This is a genomic window from Kocuria sp. SM24M-10, assembly GCF_001027955.1.
In the GTDB taxonomy this organism is placed as follows: Bacteria; Actinomycetota; Actinomycetes; order Actinomycetales; family Micrococcaceae; genus Kocuria; species Kocuria oceani.
The window spans coordinates 19,891-41,122 of sequence record NZ_LDNX01000116.1 but is presented as its reverse complement, the minus strand read 5'-3'; the positions used below and the strand labels follow the sequence as shown (position 1 = coordinate 41,122).

27 protein-coding genes are annotated in these 21,232 nt (G+C 71.2%); 1 reads left to right on the top strand and 26 read right to left on the bottom strand.

All coding sequences use genetic code 11. The features are described 5' to 3' along the window. Positions 1 to 53: 53 nt before the first annotated feature. Genes rpsQ through rpsJ form a run of 11 tightly spaced genes read right to left on the bottom strand, consistent with a single transcriptional unit; the run spans position 54 to position 5,381 of the window. Positions 54 to 344, bottom strand: a complete 291-nt coding sequence (rpsQ, locus tag ABL57_RS13150; RefSeq protein WP_047803929.1) for a 30S ribosomal protein S17 — start codon at positions 342 to 344, stop codon at positions 54 to 56. Further along, positions 341 to 616, bottom strand: coding sequence for a 50S ribosomal protein L29 (gene rpmC / locus ABL57_RS13145; RefSeq protein ID WP_047803928.1), 276 nt, complete (start codon positions 614 to 616; stop codon positions 341 to 343). Before rpmC ends, rpsQ begins: the two co-directional genes overlap by 4 nt. A 2-nt stretch (positions 617 to 618) precedes the next feature. Beyond that, a complete protein-coding gene (gene rplP / locus ABL57_RS13140; protein WP_047803927.1) occupies positions 619 to 1,035 on the bottom strand; it encodes a 50S ribosomal protein L16 in 417 nt (138 codons plus the stop codon). Then, entirely contained in the window at positions 1,036 to 1,884 is an 849-nt protein-coding gene (gene rpsC, locus ABL57_RS13135; protein ID WP_047803926.1) for a 30S ribosomal protein S3, read from the bottom strand. Then, positions 1,885 to 2,250 (bottom strand): 50S ribosomal protein L22, encoded by a 366-nt coding sequence (gene rplV, locus ABL57_RS13130; protein WP_047803925.1) that lies wholly within the window; start codon positions 2,248 to 2,250, stop codon positions 1,885 to 1,887. 53 nt (positions 2,251 to 2,303) lie between these two features. Then, positions 2,304 to 2,585, bottom strand: a complete 282-nt coding sequence (gene rpsS / locus ABL57_RS13125) for a 30S ribosomal protein S19 (protein WP_047803924.1) — start codon at positions 2,583 to 2,585, stop codon at positions 2,304 to 2,306. A gap of 12 nt (positions 2,586 to 2,597) precedes the next feature. Then, positions 2,598 to 3,437: a 50S ribosomal protein L2 gene (gene rplB / locus ABL57_RS13120; protein ID WP_017833299.1), complete on the bottom strand. Its 840-nt coding sequence runs from the start codon at positions 3,435 to 3,437 to the stop codon at positions 2,598 to 2,600. Positions 3,438 to 3,467: 30 nt separating this feature from the next. Continuing rightward, positions 3,468 to 3,773, bottom strand: coding sequence for a 50S ribosomal protein L23 (gene rplW / locus ABL57_RS13115; protein WP_047803923.1), 306 nt, complete (start codon positions 3,771 to 3,773; stop codon positions 3,468 to 3,470). Next, positions 3,770 to 4,393, bottom strand: coding sequence for a 50S ribosomal protein L4 (gene rplD, locus ABL57_RS13110; RefSeq protein WP_047803922.1), 624 nt, complete (start codon positions 4,391 to 4,393; stop codon positions 3,770 to 3,772). Before rplD ends, rplW begins: the two co-directional genes overlap by 4 nt. Before the next feature lie 6 nt (positions 4,394 to 4,399). Then, entirely contained in the window at positions 4,400 to 5,056 is a 657-nt protein-coding gene (gene rplC, locus ABL57_RS13105) for a 50S ribosomal protein L3 (RefSeq protein ID WP_047803921.1), read from the bottom strand. 16 nt (positions 5,057 to 5,072) lie between these two features. Continuing rightward, a complete protein-coding gene (gene rpsJ, locus ABL57_RS13100; protein WP_003803825.1) occupies positions 5,073 to 5,381 on the bottom strand; it encodes a 30S ribosomal protein S10 in 309 nt (102 codons plus the stop codon). Positions 5,382 to 5,898: 517 nt separating this feature from the next. Here rpsJ and ABL57_RS13095 point away from each other — a divergent pair. Beyond that, positions 5,899 to 6,282, top strand: a complete 384-nt coding sequence (locus ABL57_RS13095) for a VOC family protein (RefSeq protein WP_047803920.1) — start codon at positions 5,899 to 5,901, stop codon at positions 6,280 to 6,282. 79 nt (positions 6,283 to 6,361) lie between these two features. Here the strand turns inward: ABL57_RS13095 and tuf are convergent, their stop codons facing one another. From tuf to ABL57_RS13020, 15 genes are all read right to left on the bottom strand, one after another. After that, positions 6,362 to 7,552 (bottom strand): elongation factor Tu, encoded by a 1,191-nt coding sequence (tuf, locus tag ABL57_RS13090; RefSeq protein ID WP_047803919.1) that lies wholly within the window; start codon positions 7,550 to 7,552, stop codon positions 6,362 to 6,364. A gap of 159 nt (positions 7,553 to 7,711) precedes the next feature. Next, positions 7,712 to 9,826, bottom strand: a complete 2,115-nt coding sequence (gene fusA / locus ABL57_RS13085; protein WP_047803918.1) for an elongation factor G — start codon at positions 9,824 to 9,826, stop codon at positions 7,712 to 7,714. Between the two features lie 69 nt (positions 9,827 to 9,895). Next, a complete protein-coding gene (rpsG, locus tag ABL57_RS13080; protein WP_047803917.1) occupies positions 9,896 to 10,366 on the bottom strand; it encodes a 30S ribosomal protein S7 in 471 nt (156 codons plus the stop codon). Beyond that, positions 10,366 to 10,740, bottom strand: a complete 375-nt coding sequence (gene rpsL, locus ABL57_RS13075; protein WP_017833291.1) for a 30S ribosomal protein S12 — start codon at positions 10,738 to 10,740, stop codon at positions 10,366 to 10,368. Before rpsL ends, rpsG begins: the two co-directional genes overlap by 1 nt. A 315-nt stretch (positions 10,741 to 11,055) precedes the next feature. After that, positions 11,056 to 11,868: an IclR family transcriptional regulator C-terminal domain-containing protein gene (locus ABL57_RS13070; RefSeq protein WP_047803916.1), complete on the bottom strand. Its 813-nt coding sequence runs from the start codon at positions 11,866 to 11,868 to the stop codon at positions 11,056 to 11,058. 67 nt (positions 11,869 to 11,935) lie between these two features. Then, the gene (locus ABL57_RS13065; RefSeq protein ID WP_047803931.1) at positions 11,936 to 12,583 is read right to left on the bottom strand and encodes a 3-oxoacid CoA-transferase subunit B; all 648 of its coding nucleotides are present in this window, start codon (positions 12,581 to 12,583) and stop codon (positions 11,936 to 11,938) included. Between the two features lie 181 nt (positions 12,584 to 12,764). Beyond that, positions 12,765 to 13,457: a 3-oxoacid CoA-transferase subunit A gene (locus tag ABL57_RS13060; protein WP_047803915.1), complete on the bottom strand. Its 693-nt coding sequence runs from the start codon at positions 13,455 to 13,457 to the stop codon at positions 12,765 to 12,767. A gap of 46 nt (positions 13,458 to 13,503) precedes the next feature. Continuing rightward, positions 13,504 to 14,697: a thiolase family protein gene (locus ABL57_RS13055; RefSeq protein WP_047803914.1), complete on the bottom strand. Its 1,194-nt coding sequence runs from the start codon at positions 14,695 to 14,697 to the stop codon at positions 13,504 to 13,506. 78 nt (positions 14,698 to 14,775) lie between these two features. Continuing rightward, a complete protein-coding gene (gene pcaC / locus ABL57_RS13050) occupies positions 14,776 to 15,207 on the bottom strand; it encodes a 4-carboxymuconolactone decarboxylase (protein WP_047803913.1) in 432 nt (143 codons plus the stop codon). Further along, complete coding sequence (locus ABL57_RS13045; RefSeq protein WP_047803912.1) at positions 15,204 to 16,031, bottom strand: alpha/beta fold hydrolase; 828 nt, start codon at positions 16,029 to 16,031, stop codon at positions 15,204 to 15,206. The genes pcaC and ABL57_RS13045 overlap by 4 nt, the downstream gene beginning before the upstream one ends. Then, positions 16,028 to 17,473 (bottom strand): lyase family protein, encoded by a 1,446-nt coding sequence (locus ABL57_RS13040; RefSeq protein WP_047803911.1) that lies wholly within the window; start codon positions 17,471 to 17,473, stop codon positions 16,028 to 16,030. Before ABL57_RS13040 ends, ABL57_RS13045 begins: the two co-directional genes overlap by 4 nt. 114 nt (positions 17,474 to 17,587) lie before the next feature. Then, positions 17,588 to 18,172 (bottom strand): protocatechuate 3,4-dioxygenase subunit alpha, encoded by a 585-nt coding sequence (pcaG, locus tag ABL57_RS13035; protein WP_047803910.1) that lies wholly within the window; start codon positions 18,170 to 18,172, stop codon positions 17,588 to 17,590. Next, entirely contained in the window at positions 18,165 to 18,992 is an 828-nt protein-coding gene (pcaH, locus tag ABL57_RS13030) for a protocatechuate 3,4-dioxygenase subunit beta (RefSeq protein ID WP_047803909.1), read from the bottom strand. Before pcaH ends, pcaG begins: the two co-directional genes overlap by 8 nt. Positions 18,993 to 19,156: 164 nt before the next feature. Then, positions 19,157 to 20,353 carry a 4-hydroxybenzoate 3-monooxygenase gene (locus ABL57_RS13025; protein WP_047803908.1) on the bottom strand — a complete coding sequence of 399 codons (1,197 nt, stop codon included), beginning with the start codon at positions 20,351 to 20,353 and terminating at the stop codon, positions 19,157 to 19,159. Positions 20,354 to 20,450: 97 nt separating this feature from the next. Beyond that, entirely contained in the window at positions 20,451 to 21,227 is a 777-nt protein-coding gene (locus tag ABL57_RS13020; protein ID WP_047803907.1) for an IclR family transcriptional regulator, read from the bottom strand. Positions 21,228 to 21,232: the final 5 nt, after the last annotated feature.

Below are 21,232 nucleotides of genomic sequence, written 5' to 3'. Positions count from 1 at the left end.
CACGGAGGGACGGGCCGTCGCCGCGGTGGCCGGCTCGGTGGAGCCGGTCCGGTCTACTTCGCCTTCTCGATGATCTCCACGATCCGCCACCGCTTGGAGGCGGACAGCGGCCGGGTCTCGGCGATCAGCACGAGGTCGCCGACGCCGGCGGCGTTCTGCTCGTCGTGGGCCTTGACCTTCGACGAGCGGCGCATGACCTTGCCGTACAGGGCGTGCTTGACGTTGTCCTGCAGCTGCACGACGACGGTCTTGTCCATCTTGTCGGAGACCACGTAGCCGCGGCGGCTCTTGCGGTCACCGCGCTCGGGGGCCTGCTCGGCCCCGTTGTTGATCTGCTCGGTCACTTGGCGTCCTCCTCGGAGGTGGTCTCGGCGGTGGTCTCGGCGGAGCCCGCCTGGGGCCGGATGCCGAGCTCGCGCTCGCGCAGCACCGTGTAGATGCGGGCGATGTCGCGCTTGACCGCCTTCAGGCGGGCGTTGTTCTCGAGCTGACCGGTTGCGGACTGGAAACGGAGGTTGAACAGCTCCGTCTTGGCCTTGCGCAGCGCCTCACCCAGAGAGTCCTTGTCGAGGGCCGCGAGGTTCTCGATGCTGAGATCCTTGGATCCAACAGCCATTCTCATTCACCACCTTCGCGACGCACGATGCGTGCCTTCATCGGGAGCTTGTGGATCGCCAGGCGCAGGGCCTCGCGGGCGACCTCTTCGGAGACACCGGAGAGCTCGAACATCACGCGCCCGGGCTTGACGTTGGCGACCCACCACTCGGGCGAGCCCTTGCCGGAGCCCATGCGGGTCTCGGCGGGCTTCTTGGTCAGGGGACGGTCCGGGTAGATGTTGATCCAGACCTTGCCGCCACGCTTGATGTGACGGGTCATGGCGATACGGGCGGCCTCGATCTGACGGTTCGTCACGTAGGCCGGCGTGAGCGCCTGGATGCCCCACTCGCCGAAGGCGACGGTGGTGCCGCCCTTGGCGGCGCCCGTGCGCTTCGGGTGGTGCTGCTTGCGGAACTTCACACGACGTGGGATGAGCATTTAGTTACCACCCTCTGCGTTGGTCGCCCCCGCGGCCGGGGCCTGGGAGGCGGGGGCGGAGTCGCCGCGCTCACGGCGTCCGCCACGGTCGTTACGGTCGGTGCGACGACGGTCGCCGCCGCCACGACGCTCACCCGGACCGCCGCGGCGGTCACGGTCGCCACCACGGCCGCGCGAGGGAGCGGCGGCCTGCTGGGCCGCCAGTTCCTTGGCGGTGAGGTCGCCCTTGTAGATCCAGACCTTCACGCCGATGCGGCCGAAGGTGGTCTTCGCCTCGAAGAAGCCGTAGTCGATGTTCGCGCGCAGGGTGTGCAGCGGCACACGGCCTTCGCGGTAGAACTCCGAGCGGCTCATCTCGGCGCCGCCGAGGCGGCCGGCGCACTGGATCCGGATGCCCTTGGCGCCGGCGCGCTGCGCCGACTGGATGGCCTTCTTCATGGCGCGGCGGAAGGCCACGCGGGAGGCGAGCTGCTCGGCGACGCCCTGGGCGACCAGCTGGGCGTCCACCTCGGGGTTCTTGACCTCGAGGATGTTCAGCTGGATCTGCTTGCCCGTGAGCTTCTCGAGCTCTCCGCGGATGCGGTCGGCCTCGGCGCCGCGGCGGCCGATGACGATGCCGGGGCGAGCGGTGTGGATGTCCACGCGCACCCGGTCCCGGGTCCGCTCGATCTCGACCTTCGAGATGCCGGCGCGCTCCATGCCCGTGGACATGAGCTTGCGGATCTTGATGTCCTCACGGACGTAGTCCTTGTACCGCTGGCCCTCCTTGGTGGAGTCCGCGTACCAGTGCGACACGTGGTCGGTGGTGATGCCCAGCCGGAACCCGTGCGGGTTGATCTTCTGTCCCACTTAGCGGACCTCCTCGCTGTCAGGGCTCGCCACGATCACGGTGATGTGGCTCGTGCGCTTGTTGATGCGGTAGGCGCGGCCCTGGGCGCGCGGCTGGAACCGCTTCATGGTCGGACCCTCGTCGACGAAGGCCTCGCTCACCACGAGCTCGTCCTCCTTGAACGGCAGGCCGTCGCGGTCGGCCAGCTGGCGCGCGTTGGCGACCGCCGACTGGAGGACCTTGAACACCGGCTCCGAAGCGCCCTGGGGGGCGAACTTCAGAATCGCCAGAGCCTCATTCGCCTGTTGGCCACGAATCAGGTTGACGACGCGCCGGGCCTTCATAGGCGTCACGCGGATGTAGCGCGCAGATGCCTTGGCTTCCATTGCTTTCCTTCTCTCGTCTTCTCGAAGTGCTCACGCTGCGGGATCCCGAAGGATCAGCGGCGCTTGCCCTTCTTGTCGTCCTTCACATGGCCGCGGAAGGTCCGCGTGGGAGCGAACTCGCCGAGCTTGTGCCCGACCATCGACTCGGTGATGAACACGGGGATGTGCTTGCGTCCGTCGTGCACGGCGATCGTGTGCCCGAGCATGTCGGGGATGATCATCGAGCGGCGGGACCACGTCTTGATGACGTTCTTGGTGCCCTTGTCGTTCTCCTTGGCGACCTTCAGGAAAAGGTGCTGATCGACGAAAGGGCCCTTCTTCAGGCTGCGTGGCATGTGTCAGGCTCCTTAGCGCTTGTTCTTGCCGGTGCGACGACGGCGGACGATGAGCTTGTCGCTCTCCTTGTTGGGGCGGCGGGTGCGGCCCTCGGGCTTGCCGTTCGGGTTGACCGGGTGGCGGCCACCGGAGGTCTTGCCCTCGCCACCACCGTGCGGGTGGTCGACGGGGTTCATGACCACACCGCGGACGGTCGGGCGGACGCCCTTCCAGCGGTTGCGGCCGGCCTTGCCCCAGTTGATGTTCGACTGCTCGGCGTTGCCGACCTCGCCGACCGTCGCGCGGCAGCGGACGTCGACGTTGCGGATCTCGCCGGAGGGCAGGCGCAGCTGGCCGTACTTGCCCTCCTTGGCCACGAGCTGCACCGACGCGCCGGCGGAGCGGGCGAGCTTGGCGCCGCCGCCCGGACGGAGCTCGACGGCGTGGATCACGGTGCCGACGGGGATGTTGCGCAGCGGGAGGTTGTTGCCGGGCTTGATGTCGGCGCCGGGGCCCGACTCGACGACGTCGCCCTGGGAGAGCTTGTTCGGCGCGATGATGTAGCGCTTGGAGCCGTCCACGAAGTGCAGCAGCGCGATGCGCGCCGTGCGGTTGGGGTCGTACTCGATGTGCGCGACCTTGGCGTCGACGCCGTCCTTGTCGTGGCGACGGAAGTCGATGACGCGGTACTGGCGCTTGTGCCCGCCACCCTTGTGCCGGGTGGTGATGCGGCCGGTGTTGTTGCGACCGCCCTTCTTGGGCAGCGGCCGGACCAGCGACTTCTCGGGGGTCGTGCGCGTGATTTCTGCGAAGTCGGCAACGGAGGAGCCGCGACGGCCCGGGGTTGTCGGCTTGTGCTTACGGATAGCCATGTGTCAGTTCCTCGTTAAAGTGGTCTCCGCTCAGGCGAGCGGACCGCCGAAGATGTCGATGGTGCCTTCCTTCAGGGTCACAACGGCACGCTTGGTGCCCTTGCGCTGACCCCAGCCGAAGCGCGTGCGCTTCCGCTTCCCGGCACGGTTGATGGTGTTCACGGTCTCGACCTTGACGCCGAAGATCTGCTCGACGGCGTACTTGATCTCCGTCTTGTTCGAGTCGGGCGCCACGAAGAACGTGTAGCGGCCCTCGTCGATGAGACCGTAGGACTTCTCCGAGACGACGGGTGCAATGATGACGTCGCGGGGATCCTTGATGGTGGTCGCGCTCACTTGGCGTCCTCCTGCTTCTTCTTGCCGGCGGCCGCCACGAAGGACTCGAAGGCGTCCTTGGTGAAGACCACGTCGTCGGAGACCAGCACGTCGTAGGTGTTGAGCTGGTCGGCGTAGACGGTGTGGACGTCGTCGAGGTTGCGCACCGAGAGCGCGGCCACGTCGTCGTTGCGGTGGAGCACGACCAGCAGGTTCTTCCGGTCGGTCAGCCCGCGCAGGGTCGCCGTGGCGCCCTTGGTGCTGGGGACGGAGCCCTCCACGACGGCCTCCACGACGTGGATGCGGCCGTTGCGCGCCCGGTCCGAGAGGGCTCCGCGCAGGGCGGCTGCCTTCATCTTCTTGGGCGTGCGCTGGCTGTAGTCGCGCGGGGTGGGGCCGTGCACCACGCCGCCGCCGGTCATGTGCGGGGCGCGGATCGAGCCCTGGCGCGCGCGGCCGGTGCCCTTCTGCTTGAAGGGCTTGCGGCCGGCGCCGGAGACCTCGGCGCGGTTCTTGGTCTTGTGCGTGCCCTGGCGGGCGGCCGCCAGCTGGGCGACGACGACCTGGTGCAGCAGCGGCACGTTGGTCTGGACGTCGAAGATCTCAGCGGGCAGGTCGACGTTGACGGTCTGAGTTGCCATGGCCTATCAGGCTCCCTTCACTGCGGTGCGGACGAGGACGACCGAACCCTTGGGGCCCGGCAGGGCGCCCTTGATGAGCAGCAGGGAGTTCTCGACGTCCACGGCGTGAACCGTGAGGTTCTGCGTCGTGTGACGGACGGCGCCCATGCGGCCCGCCATGCGCATGCCCTTGAACACGCGAGCGGGGTAGGACGCGCCGCCGATGGATCCCGGCTTGCGGTGGTTCTTGTGGGCACCGTGGGACGCGCCGACGCCGGAGAAGCCGTGACGCTTCATCACACCGGCCGTGCCCTTGCCCTTGGTCTTGCCGATGACGTCGACCTTCTGGCCGGCCTCGAAGAGCTCGACGGAGAGCTCCTGGCCCAGCTCGTAGGTGTCGGCGTCCGCGGTGCGGAGCTCGACGACGTGGCGGCGGGGGGTGACGCCGGCCTTCTCGAAGTGGCCGGCCAGCGGCTGGGTCACCTTGCGGGGGTCGATCGCACCGAACCCGATCTGCACGGCCGAGTAGCCGTCCCGGTCCTGGTTGCGCAGCTGGGTCACGACGTTGGAGTCCGCCTTGACGACGGTCACCGGCACGAACTTCCCGTTCTCGTCCCAGACCTGGGTCATGCCGAGCTTCGTGCCCAGCAGGCCCTTCACCTGGCGTTCGAAAGTGGTAGTCATTGGGATGCGATCCTCTTTACAGCTTGATTTCGATGTTCACGTCAGCCGGCAGGTCGAGGCGCATGAGCGAGTCGACGGCCTTCGGCGTGGGGTCGATGATGTCGATCAGCCGCTTGTGGGTGCGCATCTCGAAGTGCTCACGGCTGTCCTTGTACTTGTGCGGCGAGCGGATGACGCAGTACACGTTCTTCTCCGTGGGCAGCGGCACGGGGCCGACCACCGTGGCGCCTGCGCGCGTCACCGTCTCAACGATCTTCCGGGCCGAGACGTCGATGACCTCGTGGTCGTACGACTTCAGCCGGATGCGGATTTTCTGTCCCGCCATGGCGTCGTGACTCTCTTTCTTCAAGTACTTCCCTGTGACGGAGCATGTGCTCCTTGTGCATGGCGCCGCCTGCTGGGCGCCCCTCCACGCAGACTGAATCCGGAATCCTCCGGGTTCCTCACCCTGCTGGAGCTCCGACCCCCGAACTCGGGCGTGTCGCCGCGTGCAGCACACGCGGGCGCACCGAATCCGCTGAACGGGGTGGGCTGTATGTGGTCCGTACGTGGCAGCGTCTCGGGCAGCTGGCCCTCGGTTCTGCTTCGGGTCCCGACGACTTCTCGGGTGGTGCCGGTTCGAACCGCTGAGAGCACACGTCGGCGCTTGAACAACGTCGTCCATCCTGCCAGAGATGGGCACCCGGTGCAAACGCACGCGAGCCCGCGGCGGCGCCGGCACCACCGCCGGCACCACGGCGTACCCGACCGTGCCGCAACCGTGAGGCTTCCGCGACCCGCGCCGGCGGGGGCGGCCGTATCCTGGCCGTGTCCGTGCACCGACGTCCGGGGAGATGGGTCCCATGCTGTCCACCACGCGACTGGTCGCGATCGTGCCCGTGCGGGACCTCGACCGCGCCCGTAACTTCTACGAGCAGACCCTCGGCCTCTCCCCCGGTGACGCCCCCGAACCGGAGGGCGTGCTGTTCAGCGAGGACGGGCACACCGGTCTGCAGCTGCTGCTGCGCCCGGACGCGCCCGTGTCGGAGCTGACGCAGGCCAGCTTCGAGGTCTCCGACGTCGAGGCCGCGGTCCGGGAGCTCGAGGGCCGGGGCGTCCGCTTCGAGGACTACGACCTCCCCGGCCTGCGGACCGTGGACCACGTGGCCACCACGCAGGGGATGCGGGCCGCCTGGTTCACCGACTCCGAGGGCAACGTCCTGTGCCTGCACCAGCGCACCGGCTGAGCCGGCCCCGGACATGGCAGGACCCCCGCCGCTGCGCGAGCGACGGGGGTCCTGCTGATCGGCAAGGAGCCCGGAGGGACTACTTGATGATCTTGGTCACGCGGCCGGAGCCCACGGTGCGGCCACCCTCACGGATGGCGAAGCCGAGGCCCTCCTCCATGGCGATCGGCTGGATCAGCGCGACCGTCATCTCGGTGTTGTCGCCGGGCATGACCATCTCGGTGCCCTCGGGCAGCGTGATGACGCCGGTGACGTCGGTGGTCCGGAAGTAGAACTGCGGACGGTAGTTCGAGTAGAACGGGTTGTGACGGCCGCCCTCCTCCTTGGAGAGGATGTAGACGTTGGCCTCGAAGTCGGTGTGCGGGGTGATGGAACCCGTCTTGCACACGACCTGGCCGCGCTCGACGTCGTCACGCTTGAGACCGCGCAGCAGCAGGCCGCAGTTCTCGCCCGCCATGGCCTCGTCCATCTGCTTGTGGAACATCTCGATGCCGGTGACGGTGGTCTTCTGGACCGGGCGGATGCCGACGATCTCGACCTCGGAGTTGATCGGCAGCGTGCCGCGCTCGGCACGGCCGGTCACCACGGTGCCGCGACCGGTGATCGTGAAGACGTCCTCGATCGGCATGAGGAACGGCTTGTCCATCTCGCGGATGGGGTCCGGCACGTTCTCGTCCACGGCCTCCATGAGCTCCTCGACCTTGGAGACCCACTCGGGGTCGCCCTCGAGGGCCTTCAGGGCCGAGACGCGCACGACCGGGGCGTTGTCGCCGTCGAAGCCCTGGTCGGAGAGGAGCTCGCGCACCTCCATCTCGACGAGGTCCAGCAGCTCCTCGTCGTCGACCATGTCGGACTTGTTCAGGGCCACCAGCAGGTAGGGGACGCCCACCTGGCGGGCGAGCAGCACGTGCTCGCGGGTCTGGGCCATGGGGCCGTCGGTGGCGGCGACCACGAGGATGGCGCCGTCCATCTGCGCCGCACCGGTGATCATGTTCTTGACGTAGTCGGCGTGGCCCGGGGCGTCCACGTGAGCGTAGTGACGCTTCTCCGTCTGGTACTCGATGTGCGCGATGTTGATGGTGATGCCGCGCTGCTTCTCCTCCGGGGCGGAGTCGATGGCGCCGAAGTCGCGCTGCTCGTTCAGGTCCGGGTACTTGTCCGCCAGGACCTTGGAGATGGCAGCCGTGAGCGTCGTCTTGCCGTGGTCGACGTGGCCGATGGTGCCGATGTTGACGTGCGGCTTGGTGCGCTCGAACTTGGCCTTCGCCATGGTTGTTCCTCCTAGAACATTTGTCGAAACTTGCTCAGCACTACCCCACCGGGTGTTGGTCGGGGGGAGCTGAGGCACTCAGCAGTACTGAAACCTCTGCAAGTCTACTTTGGCTGTGCGTGATTGATGAAATTCCCGGCCGGGGCCGAGGGGTGGTGCCTACTCGCCGCGGTTCTTCTGCACGATCTCCTCGGCGACGGCCTTCGGGACCTCCGAGTAGCTGTCGAACTGCATCGAGTACACGGCGCGGCCCTGGGTCTTGGACCGGAGGTCGCCGATGTAGCCGAACATCTCGGACAGCGGCACGAGGGCGCTGACCAGCTTGACGCCACTGACGTCCTCCATGGACTGGATCTGGCCGCGGCGGGAGTTCAGGTCGCCGATGACCTCGCCCATGTACTCCTCGGGGGTGCGCACCTCGACCGCCATGAGCGGCTCGAGGAGCACGGGCTGCGCCTTGCGGGCGCCCTCCTTGAAGACCATGGAGCCGGCGATCTTGAACGCCATCTCGGAGGAGTCGACGTCGTGGTAGGCGCCGTCGAGCAGCGTGGCCTTGACGCCCACGACCGGGTAGCCGGCGAGGATGCCGAGCCGCATGGCGTCCTGGATGCCCGCGTCCACGGAGGGGATGTACTCGCGGGGCACGCGGCCGCCCGTGACCTTGTTGTCGAACTCGTAGAGCTCCTCGGCGTCCAGCGGGATCGGCTCGAAGGCCATCTGCACCTTGGCGAACTGACCGGACCCACCGGTCTGCTTCTTGTGCGTGTAGTCGATCTTCTCGACGGCCTTCTTGATCGTCTCGCGGTAGGCCACCTGGGGCTTGCCGACGTTCGCCTCGACCTTGAACTCGCGCTTCATGCGGTCCACCAGGATGTCCAGGTGGAGCTCGCCCATGCCGCCGATCTCGGTCTGGCCGGTCTCCTCGTTGAGGGACACGGTGAACGTGGGGTCCTCGGCGGAGAGCTTCTGGATCGCGACGGAGAGCTTCTCCTGGTCGCCCTTGGTCTTCGGCTCGATGGCCACCGAGATGACCGGGTCCGGGAAGGACATGGACTCCAGCACGATCGGGTTCTGGATGTCGCACAGGGTGTCGCCCGTGGTGGTGTCCTTGAGCCCGATGGCGGCGTAGATGTGGCCGGCCTGGATGGTGTCGACCGGGTTCTCCTTGTTGGAGTGCATCTGGAAGAGCTTGCCGATGCGCTCCTTCTTGCCCTTGGTGGAGTTCAGCACCTGGTCGCCGTTGCCGGCCTTGCCGGAGTACACGCGGATGTAGGTCAGCTGCCCGTAGAAGGGGTGGGTGGCGACCTTGAACGCGAGCGCGGAGAACGGCGCGGTCGAGTCGACCGGGCGGGTGAGGATCTCCTCCTCGTCGTTGAGCGCGTGGCCCTCGACGTTCGGCACGTCCAGCGGGGACGGCAGGAAGTCGATCACGGCGTCGAGCATCGGCTGCACGCCGCGGTTCTTGAACGCGGAGCCGCACAGCACGGGGTAGGCCTGGGAGTTGATGGTCAGCTTGCGGATGCCGGCCTTCAGCTCGTCGAGGGTCAGCTCCTCGCCGCCGAGGTACTTCTCCATCAGGTCGTCGTCGGCCTCGGCCACGGCCTCGACCAGCTCGTTGCGGTACTGCTCGGCCCGCTCCTGGAGGTCGGCGGGGATGTCCTCGATCTCGTACTTGGCGCCCATGGAGACGTCGCCCTTGGAGTCGCCGGGCCACACGAAGGCCTTCATGGTGAGCAGGTCGACGACGCCGGTGAACGCGGACTCGGAGCCGATCGGAAGCTGCATGACCAGCGGCTTGGCGCCGAGGCGGTTGATGATGGTGTCGACGGTGAAGTAGAAGTCGGCGCCCAGCTTGTCCATCTTGTTGACGAAGCAGATGCGGGGGACGTCGTACTTGTCGGCCTGGCGCCAGACCGTCTCCGACTGGGGCTCGACGCCCTCCTTGCCGTCGAAGACGGCGACGGCGCCGTCGAGCACGCGCAGGGAGCGCTCGACCTCGACCGTGAAGTCCACGTGGCCGGGGGTGTCGATGATGTTGATCTGGTTGTCGTGCCAGTAGCAGGACGTCGCGGCCGACGTGATGGTGATGCCGCGCTCCTGCTCCTGCGCCATCCAGTCCATGGTGGAGGCACCATCGTGGGTCTCGCCGATCTTGTGGGAGATACCGGTGTAGAACAGGATGCGTTCGGTGGTGGTGGTCTTCCCGGCATCGATGTGGGCCATGATGCCGATGTTGCGGACCTTCTTGAGGTCGGTAAGCACGTCAAGTGCCACGGTGTTTCCCTTCAGGAGATGGTGCCGGCGGCCTGTCGGCCCGGTGGGGCCGACAGGCCGAAGAAGATTCTACCAGCGGTAGTGGGCGAAGGCCTTGTTGGACTCCGCCATCTTGTGGGTGTCCTCGCGGCGCTTCACGGCGGCACCGAGACCGTTGGACGCGTCCAGGATCTCGTTCTGCAGACGCTCCGTCATGGTGTTCTCGCGGCGGAGCTTGGAGTAGCCCACGAGCCAGCGCAGGGACAGGGCCTGGGCGCGGCCGGGCTTGACCTCCACGGGCACCTGGTAGGTGGCGCCGCCGACGCGGCGGGACTTCACCTCGAGGGCCGGCTTGACGTTCTCCAGCGCCTTCTTGAGGGTGGCGACGGGGTCGGCGCCGGTCTTGCCGCGGACGCCCTCGAGGGCGCCGTAGACGATGCGCTCGGCGGTGGACTTCTTGCCGTCCTGGAGGACCTTGTTGATCAGCTGCGTGACGACCGGGGAGCTGTAGACCGGGTCGACGACGAGCGGGCGCTTGGGAGCGGGACCCTTACGAGGCATTACTTCTTCTCCTTCTTGGCGCCGTAGCGGGAACGGGCCTGCTGGCGGCCCTTGACACCCTGGGTGTCGAGCGCGCCGCGGACGATCTTGTAGCGGACACCGGGGAGGTCCTTCACGCGACCGCCGCGGACGAGCACGATGGAGTGCTCCTGGAGGTTGTGGCCCTCACCGGGGATGTAGGCCGTGACCTCGACGCCGCCGTTGAGCTTCACGCGGGCGACCTTGCGCAGCGCGGAGTTCGGCTTCTTGGGGGTGGTGGTGTACACGCGGGTGCACACACCGCGCTTCATGGGGCTGCCCTTGAGTGCGGGCGCCTTGGTCTTGACGACCTTCGGGGTCCGGCCCTTGCGGACCAGCTGCTGGATTGTAGGCACAGTGTCTCCTGATTGGACGGGCCGCGGCAGCGGCCCGCTGGATGGTCGGCTCCCCCGCGACCGGCCGGGGCCGGGAACGGGTGCAGCGCCTGGCGTGGGCCCGGCGGGCAGGCACCACGGCGTCCGCGCTGCCGGCACGTGGGCAGACGAAAAGGATGGCATTTTGGTACACACCGCGTACCAGAGGACCGAGTCCGTTCTGCCATGGATTCCCGCGGCCCCCGGCGGCGCTGGTGAGCGCCGGCGGACGACCGTGCAATTCCTCGACAGCCTATCAGATCGGCCCGTTCCGGGAAAACAGGGGGCCGGGCGGGCTCAGCGCCCGGTCGCGGCGAGGTCCGCGGAGATCCGCCGGGCGCACTCGAGCAGCGCCGGGACGACGTCGCGCACGGGGTCCCCCGCGCTCGCGCCCGGCATGCCCACGCGCATGGACACGTTGACGGCCGCGACCACGCGCCCCGCCCGGTCCGTGACGGGGGCGGCGAGCGAGCGCAGGCCGATCTCCAGTTCCTGGTCCACGAGCGCCCACCCCTGGGCGCGGACCCGCCGCAGGTCGGCCTCGAGGGCGGCGGGGTCCGTGAGGGTGTGCTCGGTGAGGCGCTCGAGCCGGGCCGTGCGCAGGTATTCGGCGAGCTGCTGGGCGTCGAGTCCGGCGAGCAGGACCCGGCCCATGGACGTGGCGTGGGCCGGGAAGCGGGTGCCGACGGCGATCGCCACGGTCATGATCCGGTGCGTGGACACCCGGGCCACGTAGACGATGTCGGAGCCGTCCAGCACGGAGGCGGAGGTGGACTCCTCGACCTGCGCGGACAGCGCCTCCAGGTGCGGCCCGGCCAGGGCCGGCAGCGACAGCGCGGAGAGGTAGGAGAAGCCCAGCTGGAGCACCCGGGGGGTGAGCTCGAACAGGCGCCCGTCCGTGCGGACGTAGCCCAGCTCCTCCAGCGTCAGCAGGAACCGGCGGGCGGTGGCCCGGGTCAGGCCGGTGCGCCGGGCCACGTCGCTGAGGGTCATGCGGGGGTGCCGGGCGTCGAAGGCGGTGATCACCTGCAGCCCGCGGGCGAGGGACTGCACGAACTGCCCGGGCGTCCCCCGCTCCTCCGCGGGGTCGCTCCGGTCCTGCTCGGTCATCGGTGGCCTCCTCGGAGCCTGGGGCGGGTGCGCGGCGGGCCGCCGCGCACCCGGTGCCGGGCCGTGCTCAGCGGGCGGGCCGCAGCGGGACGTCGACGATCCGCCGCAGCTCCTCGAAGCTCGTGCCGAAGGTCTCGCGCACGCTCAGCCCGTCCGCCTCCACGAGGAAGACGGCCTGGTCGGTGTAGATCCGGGACACGCAGCCCACGCCGGTGAGCGGCATGGTGCACCGCTCCACCAGCTTGGCCTGTCCTCCCCGGCTCTGCAACGACATCATCACGAAGGTCTGCTTCGCCCCGGTGGCCAGGTCCATCGCCCCGCCCACGGCCGGGATCGCGTCCGGGTTGCCGGTGTGCCAGTTGGCGAGGTTGCCGTGCACGTCGACCTGGAAGGCCCCGAGCACGCAGCAGTCGAGGTGGCCGCCGCGCATCATGGCGAAGGAGTCGGCGTGGTGGAAGTAGGAGCACCCGGGGGTCTCGAGCACGGGGATCTTGCCGGCGTTGATGAGATCGGGGTCCACCTCCTCGTCCTGGGCCGCGGGGCCCATGCCGAGCATCCCGTTCTCGGTGTGCAGGGTGACGTCGTCCTCCGCGGTGAGGTGGTCGGCGACGAGGGTCGGCTGCCCGATCCCCAGGTTGACGTAGGACCCCGCCGGGATGTCCCGGGCCACGACGCGGGCCAGCTCCTCCGGGCGCAGGGGCGTCGGGGACGTCATGGGCACGACGCCCGCGCGCTCCTGGCCCGCGCTGTCCTGGCCTGCGCGCTCCTGGCCCGTGCCGTCCTGGCCCGTGCCGTCCTGGCCCGCGCCGCCGGTCCCGTCCGTGCCGGTGCCGGGGTCCGTCCCGCTGCTCGGGTCCGTGCCGCTGTTCGGGTCCGTGCCGGTGTGCTCGCTCATGTCAGCGCTCCTCTCGGGGGTCGGTCCGGGCCGGGGCGGGGATCCGCACGACCGTGTCCACGTAGATGCCGGGGGTGACGACGACCTCGGGGTCGAGCGCCCCGCGTGCGACGACGTCGGTGACCTGCACGATCGAGGTGCCGGCCGCGGCGGCCATGACGGGGCCGAAGTTGCGCGCCGTCTTGCGGTAGACGAGGTTGCCCGCCAGGTCGGCGACGTGCGCCTTGGTCAGGGAGAAGTCGGCCCGGAGGGGGTGCTCCAGGATGTGGTGCCGGCCGTCGATCTCCCGGACCTCCTTGCCCTCGGCCAGCGGGGTGCCGTAGCCGGTGGGCGTGAAGAACGCCCCGATGCCGGCCCCGGCGGCGCGGATCCGCTCGGCCAGGTTGCCCTGGGGCACGACCTCGAGCTCGATCTGCCCGGCCCGGTACTTCTCGTCGAAGTGCCACGAGTCGGACTGCCGCGGGAAGGAGCAGACGATCTTCCGGACCCGGCCCAGCTGGATCAGCCGGGCCAGCCCCACGTCACCGTTGCCGGCGTTGTTGTTGACGACGGTGAGATCGCCGGCGCCGTGCTCGATCAGCGCGTCGATGAGCTCGACGGGCTGGCCGGCCACGCCGAAGCCGCCGATCATGACGGTGGCGCCGTCGTGGATCGGGGCCACGGCCTGCGCGCAGCTCTCTGCGATGTTCAGCATGCGGTGTGCCTTCCTTCGGTGGTCTGGGTGCGGCCCGGCCGGGGTCTCAGGCGTTCTCGTTCTCGAGCACGACGGCCAGCCCCTGCCCCACGCCGATGCAGATGGCCGCCACGCCCCAGCGGGCCCCGGAGGCCTGCAGGGACCGCGCCAGGGTGCCGAGGATCCGCGTGCCGGAGGCCCCGAGCGGGTGGCCGATCGCGATGGCCCCGCCGTGCCGGTTGACGATGCCCGGGTCGACGCCCCAGGCGTCGAGACAGGCCAGGGACTGGGCGGCGAAGGCCTCGTTGAGCTCCACGGCGGCGACGTCGTCCCAGCCGATCCCGGCCCGGGCCAGCGCGAGGTTCGCGGCCTCGACCGGGGCGAAGCCGAAGTACTGGGGCTCGTTGGCGGCGGCCCCCCGGCCGGCGATCCGGGCCAGAGGCGCCAGGCCGGTGAGCTCGGCGGCCCGCTCCGAGCCCAGCAGGGCGGCCGAGGCCCCGTCGTTGAGCGGCGAGGCGTTGCCGGCGGTCACGGTGCCGCCCTGCTCCGGGGTGCGGAAGACGGTCCTCAGCCCGCCCAGCTTCTCGACGGTGGAGGAGGCCCGCACGGACTCGTCGCGGGTCAGCTCCGTGCCGGGCACCGGGACGGTGAGGTCGTCGTAGAAGCCCTCGTCCCACGCCTGCTGGGTGCGCTGGTGGGAGCGGAACGCGAACTCGTCCATCCGCTCGCGGGTGATCCCGTGCCGTTCGGCCAGCTGCTCCGTGGCCTCGCCCAGGGACACCGTCCACTCGGGGTCCATGTTCTTGTTCACGAGCCGCCAGCCCAGCGTGGTGGAGGCCAGGGCCAGGTCCCCCGCCGGGTAGGGCCTCTCCGTCTTCGGCAGCACCCAGGGCGCCCGGCTCATCGACTCGACCCCGCCCACGAGCACCACGTCGGCCTCGCCGGCGCCGATCTGCCGGGAGGCGATGATCGCCGCGTCCAGGGAGGAGCCGCAGAGACGGTTGACGGTGGTGCCGGGGATCCCCACCGGCAGGCCGGCCAGCAGCGTGGCCATCCGGGCGACGTTGCGGTTCTCCTCCCCCGCGCCGTTGGCGTTGCCCAGGACCACCTCGTCGATCGCGGCCGGGTCGAGCCCGGGAGCGCGCCGCACCTGCTCGCCGATCACCAGGGCGGCCAGGTCGTCGGGGCGCACCCCGGCCAGGGCGCCGCCGAAGCGGCCGAACGGGGTGCGCACGGCGTCGTAGATGTAGGCCTCGCTCATGGTGGTCCTTCCTGGCGTACGGGGAACGTCGGTCACGGGGTGCCGGTCACTGGGTGTCGGGCGGGGCGCGGCGGGAGGTCAGGAGGCCGGGGGCACGGAGTCGCCGGCGGCCTCCGCGTCGAGGGCGTCGAGGACCTGCTTCGCGTGCTTGAAGGCGTTGGCGGCGGAGGGCACGGAGAGGTAGATCGCCGACTGCAGCAGGATCTCCTGGATCTCCTCCCGCGCCAGGCCGTTGCGCAGTGCGGCGCGCACGTGCATCTCGAACTCCTCCCAGTGCCCGGCGGCGATGAGCGCGGTGAGGGTGACGGCGCTGCGCATCCTGCGGTCCAGTCCGGGGCGGGTCCAGATCTCGCCCCAGGCGTAGCGGGTGATGAGGTCCTGGAACGGCGCGGTGAAGGCGTCCTTGCCGGCCTCGGCGCGGTCCACGTGGGCGTCGGAGAGCACCTCGCGGCGCACGGCCATGCCCTCGTCGTGCGCCTGCTGCTCGGTTCGGCGGGGGTCCTGGCTCATGCCCGGGCTCCTTCGGGGTCGGTGGGGACGGCGGCGAAGTGCCCGGCCAGCAGGCGGGCGACCTCCAGCGGCGCCTCGGCGGGCAGCAGGTGGGCGGCGCCCTCGAGCACCACGGTGCGCCCGCCGGTGGCGGCGGCCAGCTCCGCCACGGCCTCGGGCGGGACCGGCTGGTCGTGCGCGCCGGCCACCGCCAGCACGGGCGCGTCCACGGCGGCGAGCCGTCCGCGGACGTCGAAGGCGCCGAGGGCCTCGCAGACCCGGGCGTAGGAGGCGCGGTCCGCGTCCTGCAGGTCGTGCAGCAGCTCCGTGGCCGTGACCGGGTTCCGCTGGAGGAACCCGGGGGCGAACCACCGCCGGGCCGAGCCCTCGACCTGGGTGGGGGTGCCGGCGGCGGCCACGAGCCGGGCGCGCTCGGCCCACCCGGCGGGCTCGCCGACGCGGGCGGCGGTGCCCAGCAGGACGGCGGCGCGCACCCGGCCGGGGGCGTCGAGGAGCAGCTGCTGGCCGACGCAGCCGCCCACGGAGTTCCCGGCGTAGAAGAACGGTCGTTCGACCGAGGTCGCCTCCTGGAAGCGGTCGACGGCATCGAGCACCCCCTGGGCGAGCTCGGCCATGCCGAAGGCTCCCGGGCAGGCCGGCGAGGCGCCGTGGCCGGGCAGGTCCCAGCCGACCACCCGGTAGTCGCCCTCGAGCGCGCGGGCGGTGGCCGACCACAGCGAGGTCACGGAAGTGCCGAGGGAGGGCCCGAGCACGACCAGCGGCGCGTGCGCCGAGGGGGCCGGGCGGTCGGTGAACTCGACGAGGGTCAGGGCGGGGACGCTCATGCGGGTGCTCCTGGGGTCGGGCGGGCGGCGGGCGGGGGGCTTCCGGCGGTGCGGCGGTGGCGCTCGAGCACGCGGTCGATCAGCAGGTCGTGGGCGCCGAGGTAGCCGGTGGGCTCCAGCAGCCCGGCCACGGTGGTTCCGTCCACCGGTGTCCCGTCGGGCAGGGTGGTGCCCGCGGCGAGCCGGAGCAGGGCCTCCTCCAGGGCCTGCCGGTCGGTGGCGTGCTCCCGCACGGCCGCCTGCACCTGCTGCGCGCCCGTGCTGCCGTCCGCCGCGGGCGGCAGCAGCGGGGCGAGCGCGGCGCTGATCCGCTCGGCGAGCACCCCGGGACCGGAGGCCTCGAGGTGGGCCCGCATCCGGGAGGCGTCCACGCCCAGCCCGGCGGTGAGCTCGGCCGCGTGCGAGGACGCCGCGACGGCCAGCCGGGCGAGCTCCCGCAGGGCGGGCCACTCGGCGTGCCAGGCTCCGTCGGGGCGCTCGTCCACGACCGCGGCGGCCGCGACGTGGAGCTGGGCCACGAGCTGCGGCGCGGTGAGCGCGGTGCGCTTGAGCAGCACCGACAGCACCGGGTTCTGCTTCTGCGGCATCGCGGAGGACACGCCCCGGCCGGCGGCGGCCGGCTCGCGCAGCTCCCCGAGCTCGGGCCGGGAGAGCAGCAGCACGTCGTTGGCGATCCGGCCCAGCGCCGCGCAGACGGCCGCGAAGGCGTGGGCGGCCCGCAGCACGGGCCGTCGGGCGGTGTGCCACACGTGGGGCGGGCGGTCCAGGCCGAGCTCCCCGGCCCAGGCCCCGGCGAGGTCCAGGGCCTGCTGCGCGGCGTCCGGGGCGCCGGGGAAGAGGGCCACGGTCCCGGCGAGGGTTCCGGCGGCCCCGCCGCAGGCCAGCGGGGGCCGGGCGAGCTCGGCGAGGTCCTCCTCGAGGTCCTGCAGCCCGGCGAGCCAGCCGGCCGCCTTGAGCCCGAAGGTGGTGGGCAGGGCGTGCTGGGTGAGGGTGCGGGCGGCCTGGACCGTGCCGCGGTGCTCGTCGGCGAGGCGGGCCAGGGCGTCCTGGGCAGCGCGCAGGTCCCGGGTGAGGGGTTCGGCGGCGCGGCGGACGACCAGCATCATCGCGGTGTCCATGACGTCCTGGCTGGTCAGCCCGCGGTGGACGAAGCGCACCGCGTCCGGGTCGAGCCGCCCCAGCCGGCGGCGGTAGTCGGCCAGCAGCGGGATGACCGGGTTGCCGCCGCCCTCGGCCCGCCGGGCCAGGTCCGCGGCGTCGTAGTCCTCGGCCCGGGCGGCCGCCCGGGCGGCGTCGGCGGCGGCCGCCGGGGCCAGTCCGGCCCCGGCCTGGGCGGCGACCCAGGCGGCCTCGGCGTCGAGCAGCGCCTGGAGGACCGCGGTGTCGTCCGTGGCCGCGGCGCCGCGGTGGGCTCCGGGGCTGAGCAGCCCGACGTCGGTCATGCGGGTCCTCCTGGGTGGTCGGCCGGCCGGCGCCGGTGCGGTGGGGGCGGCTCCCCGCACGGGGGCCCGGTCCGGCCGGGCCCCCTGTGCGGGGAGGTCACTGCTGGTGGCGGGTCACGGCTCGTGGCGGGGATAGGTGAGGAAGACGGTCTCCCCCTCCCCCTGCAGCCGCAGGTCGAAGCGCAGGGAGCCGTCGGCCTCCCGCTGGGCGATCAGGGTGCGGCGGCGCTCCTGCGGCAGCGAGACCAGCAGCGGGTCCTGCGCCAGCGCCTCGGCGTCCTCCGGCAGGTAGACGCGGGTGAACAGCCGGTTCGTGACGCCGCGGCCGAAGAGGGTCAGCGCGATGAACGGTGCCCGGCCCGGCTCGGTCGGGCCGGGGTCGACGGTCGTGAAGGTGTAGTGCCCTGCGTGGTCCACGGCCGCGCGGCCGAAGCCGGTGAAGGTCCAGCCGTCCCGCCGCAACGAGCCCGGCGCGGAAGGGACCGCGCCGTTGCCGTCGGCCTGCCAGATCTCCAGCAGGGCGTCGGGCACCGGCGCCCCGTGGCCGTCGACGACGTCCCCGTGCAGGCGCACCGCCTGCGGGTGCCCCAACGGCACGAGCTGCTCGCCGCCCTCGTAGGGCAGCGCGTAGCCGAAGAACGGCCCGACGGTCTGGCCGGGGGTGGCCGGCAGCTGGGTCCTCGTGGGGGTCTCATGCATCGGAGTCGCCTTCCGTCCAGGTGCGGTGGGAGCCGCTGAGCACGATGTCCCACCGGTAGCCGAGCAGCCACTCGTGCTCGGAGATCTCGTGGTCGTACCGCGCCACGAGCCGCTCGCGGGCCGCGGGGTCGACGATCGACCGGTAGATCGGGTCGAGGTCGAACAGCGGGTCGTTCGGGAAGTACATCTGGGTGATCATCCGCTGGGTGAAGTCCGTGCCGAACAGGGAGAAGTGCACGTGCGCGGGACGCCACGCGTTGCGGTGGTTCTTCCAGGGGTAGGGGCCGGGCTTGATGGTGACGAACTCGTAGGAGCCGTCCTCGCCGGTGAGGCACCGGCCCACGCCCGTGAAGTTCGGGTCGACGGGCGCCGGGTGCTGGTCGCGCTTGTGGATGTAGCGCCCGGCGGCGTTGGCCTGCCAGATCTCCACCAGCTGGCGGCGCACCGGGCGGCCGTCGCCGTCGAGGACCCGCCCGCGGATCTTGATCCGCTCGCCGATGGGCTCCCCCTGCGCCTGGACGGTCAGGTCCGACTCGAGCACGTGCACGTCCCGGTCGCCGAAGGCGGGGGCGTGCAGCTCGATGGTCTCCGGGTCCGCGTGGTGCAGGTCCTTGGTGGGGTGGCGCAGCACCGAGCTGCGGTAGGGCGCGTAGTCCAGGCGGGGCTGCGTCTCTGCGGCCCCCGAGGCGGCGTACTCCTCACCGATCCGGTCCATCTCCCGGCTCAGCTCCGCCTGGGTCTCGGCCGCGTCGTCGGCGCCCCGGGTCCACGAGACCGGCTCGAAGGCGCCCTCGAGCGCGTCCTGGTCTTCCTCTGCCATGGTTCAACTCCTCTGTTGCGGGGTGGCTGCGCTGGTGCAGGAGGGCTGCCGCACCGGACGGCCGTCCCGGTGGAGGACTCTCCGCACTCTAGCGCATCGGTGCGCTCTTCGTACAAGTGTTCGTGATGCGAACACAGCGGGCGGTGCCGGGCGACAGCTGCGGGTCAGTCCTCGGGCCAGCCGGTGTAGCACTCGGCGAAGTAGGCGGCGCCGCGGGCGGACGAGGTGATCGCGGTGAACTCCCCGTGCCGGCGCTTCTGGTGGAAGGGGTTCTCCCCCGGCTGGGCGTGCAGCAGGTTGGTCGCCCAGTAGGAGAAGTTCTGCGCCTTCCAGACCCGCTCCAGGGCGGTGGCCGAATAGCCGGCCAGCCCGGAGTCGTCGCCGTCCCGGAAGAAGCCGATCAGCGCCGGGGCCAGGGCGCGGACGTCACAGAACGCCAGGTTCAGCCCCTTCGCCCCGGTCGGCGGCACCGTGTGGCCGGCGTCGCCCACGAGGAAGAGGCGGCCGTGGCGCAGCGGCTCGCAGACGTAGGAGCGGAACTTCAGCACGGTCTTGTCGAAGATCGGCCCCTGCTGCAGCCGCAGACCGTCCGGTCCGTCGACGCGGCGCTGCAGCTCGGCCCAGATCCGCTCGTCGTCCCACTGGGCGACGTCCTCCTCCGGGTCGCACTGGAAGTACATGCGCTGGACGCTCTCGCTGCGCGAGGAGATCAGGGCGAAGCCGTGCTCGGAGTTCGCGTAGATGAGCTCGGGGGCGCTCGGCGGGGCCTCGGTGAGGATGCCGAACCACGCGAAGGGGTACTCGACGAAGTTGTCGGTGCGCGCGTGCTCCGGGATCGCGCGGCGGCAGACGCTCTGGGATCCGTCGGCGCCCACGAGGACGTCGCAGCGGACCTCGCACGGCGCGCCCTCGGCGTCGGTGAAGCGGATCCGCGGCCGGTCCGTGTCCAGGTCGAGGACCTCGGTGTCCGTGACCGACCAGCGGACGTCCCCGCCGTCGCGCTCGCGGGCCGCGGCCAGGTCCCAGAACACCTCGTTCTGCGGGTAGAGCCACACGGAGTGGCCGACGAGGTTTTGGAAGTCGATGCGGTGGCTCTCGCCCTGGAAGCGCAGGACGGTGCCCCGGTGCTCGTGGCCCTCGGTGAGCACGCGCCCGTCCACGCCCGTCTCGGTGAGCATCCGCACCGTGGCGGCCTCCAGGATGCCGGCGCGGTGGGTGGCGTGGATCGTGTCCCGGTCGCGCTTCTCCACCACGATGCTGTCGATCCCGGCCCGGTCCAGGAGATGGGCGAGCATGAGCCCCGCCGGGCCGGCGCCGACGATGCCGACGCGGGTCGAGGAAACGGTGCGCTCGGTGCTCATGGGTGCTCCTGGGACGGCGGACGGGATGTGTCCAGTCTCTCAGCGCCCTGTGGGGGCCACCACAGGGCTCCCGTTCAACGGGACAGGAGCGGGCCGCTCACTCGGCCGTGTCCCGGCGGGTCTGCCGCAGCGTGCGCCGGATGCCGTGCGCCGCGGTGTGCAGGGCCTGGACGATGGCCCCGGCCCGGGCGGCGGGGTCGCCGGCGGGCGTGATCACCCCCAGCCCCGCCACCACCTGTTCGCCCCGGCCGCGCACGGGGACGGCGATGCCGGCCGTGTCCGTCTCGAGGTAGCCCGTCTGCAGGGCGTGCCCGGCGCTCCGGATGCGGGCGAGCTCCTCCGCGAGCACCCCCGGGTCCGTGGGCGAGAGCTCGGTGAGCGCGGGGAGCGGGCCCTCGAGGTAGCTCTCCCGGAACTCCTCGGCGGCGTGGGCCAGCAGCACCAGACCCGTGGCCGACAGGTGCAGGGGCAGCCGTCCCGCCACCGCGGACCGGACGGGCACCGCCCGCGGGTGGGACAGCCGTTCCACCAGCAGCACCTCCCGGCCCTCCACGATGCCGAGCTGCACGTGCTGGCGCAGCACCGCGTGGATGTCCCCCATGAACGGCCGGGCGGCCTGCGCCAGGCCGAGCTCCCGGGAGGAGCGGTTGGCCAGCTCCCACAGCCGGGTGCCGACGACGTAGCGCCCGCCCTCGACGCGGTCGAGCCACCCCCGGCGGGCCATCTCCCGCACCAGGCGGTGGGCCGTGGCCGGGGGCAGTCCGGTGCGGGCGGCGATGCCGGCCCCGGTCAGCCGGGGCTCCTCCGCCGTGAAGGCCGCGAGGATGCGGTCCGCGCGCTCGAGCACGGACTCCCCGCTGGGTGAGTTGGCCATGGTCC

Bases quoted from the DNA above. Each gene is read 5' to 3' on its own strand.
- rpmC (WP_047803928.1), bottom strand. From the start codon at position 616: ATGGCTGTTGGATCCAAGGATCTCAGCATCGAGAACCTCGCGGCCCTC.
- rplP (WP_047803927.1), bottom strand. From the start codon at position 1,035: ATGCTCATCCCACGTCGTGTGAAGTTCCGCAAGCAGCACCACCCGAAG.
- rplV (WP_047803925.1), bottom strand. From the start codon at position 2,250: ATGGAAGCCAAGGCATCTGCGCGCTACATCCGCGTGACGCCTATGAAG.
- rpsS (WP_047803924.1), bottom strand. From the start codon at position 2,585: ATGCCACGCAGCCTGAAGAAGGGCCCTTTCGTCGATCAGCACCTTTTC.
- rplB (WP_017833299.1), bottom strand. From the start codon at position 3,437: ATGGCTATCCGTAAGCACAAGCCGACAACCCCGGGCCGTCGCGGCTCC.
- rplD (WP_047803922.1), bottom strand. From the start codon at position 4,393: ATGGCAACTCAGACCGTCAACGTCGACCTGCCCGCTGAGATCTTCGAC.
- rplC (WP_047803921.1), bottom strand. From the start codon at position 5,056: ATGACTACCACTTTCGAACGCCAGGTGAAGGGCCTGCTGGGCACGAAG.
- rpsJ (WP_003803825.1), bottom strand. From the start codon at position 5,381: ATGGCGGGACAGAAAATCCGCATCCGGCTGAAGTCGTACGACCACGAG.
- ABL57_RS13095 (WP_047803920.1), top strand. From the start codon at position 5,899: ATGCTGTCCACCACGCGACTGGTCGCGATCGTGCCCGTGCGGGACCTC.
- tuf (WP_047803919.1), bottom strand. From the start codon at position 7,552: ATGGCGAAGGCCAAGTTCGAGCGCACCAAGCCGCACGTCAACATCGGC.
- rpsG (WP_047803917.1), bottom strand. From the start codon at position 10,366: ATGCCTCGTAAGGGTCCCGCTCCCAAGCGCCCGCTCGTCGTCGACCCG.
- ABL57_RS13070 (WP_047803916.1), bottom strand. From the start codon at position 11,868: ATGACCGAGCAGGACCGGAGCGACCCCGCGGAGGAGCGGGGGACGCCC.
- ABL57_RS13065 (WP_047803931.1), bottom strand. From the start codon at position 12,583: ATGACGTCCCCGACGCCCCTGCGCCCGGAGGAGCTGGCCCGCGTCGTG.
- ABL57_RS13060 (WP_047803915.1), bottom strand. From the start codon at position 13,457: ATGCTGAACATCGCAGAGAGCTGCGCGCAGGCCGTGGCCCCGATCCAC.
- ABL57_RS13055 (WP_047803914.1), bottom strand. From the start codon at position 14,697: ATGAGCGAGGCCTACATCTACGACGCCGTGCGCACCCCGTTCGGCCGC.
- pcaC (WP_047803913.1), bottom strand. From the start codon at position 15,207: ATGAGCCAGGACCCCCGCCGAACCGAGCAGCAGGCGCACGACGAGGGC.
- ABL57_RS13045 (WP_047803912.1), bottom strand. From the start codon at position 16,031: ATGAGCGTCCCCGCCCTGACCCTCGTCGAGTTCACCGACCGCCCGGCC.
- ABL57_RS13040 (WP_047803911.1), bottom strand. From the start codon at position 17,473: ATGACCGACGTCGGGCTGCTCAGCCCCGGAGCCCACCGCGGCGCCGCG.
- pcaG (WP_047803910.1), bottom strand. From the start codon at position 18,172: ATGCATGAGACCCCCACGAGGACCCAGCTGCCGGCCACCCCCGGCCAG.
- pcaH (WP_047803909.1), bottom strand. From the start codon at position 18,992: ATGGCAGAGGAAGACCAGGACGCGCTCGAGGGCGCCTTCGAGCCGGTC.
- ABL57_RS13025 (WP_047803908.1), bottom strand. From the start codon at position 20,353: ATGAGCACCGAGCGCACCGTTTCCTCGACCCGCGTCGGCATCGTCGGC.
- ABL57_RS13020 (WP_047803907.1), bottom strand. From the start codon at position 21,227: ATGGCCAACTCACCCAGCGGGGAGTCCGTGCTCGAGCGCGCGGACCGC.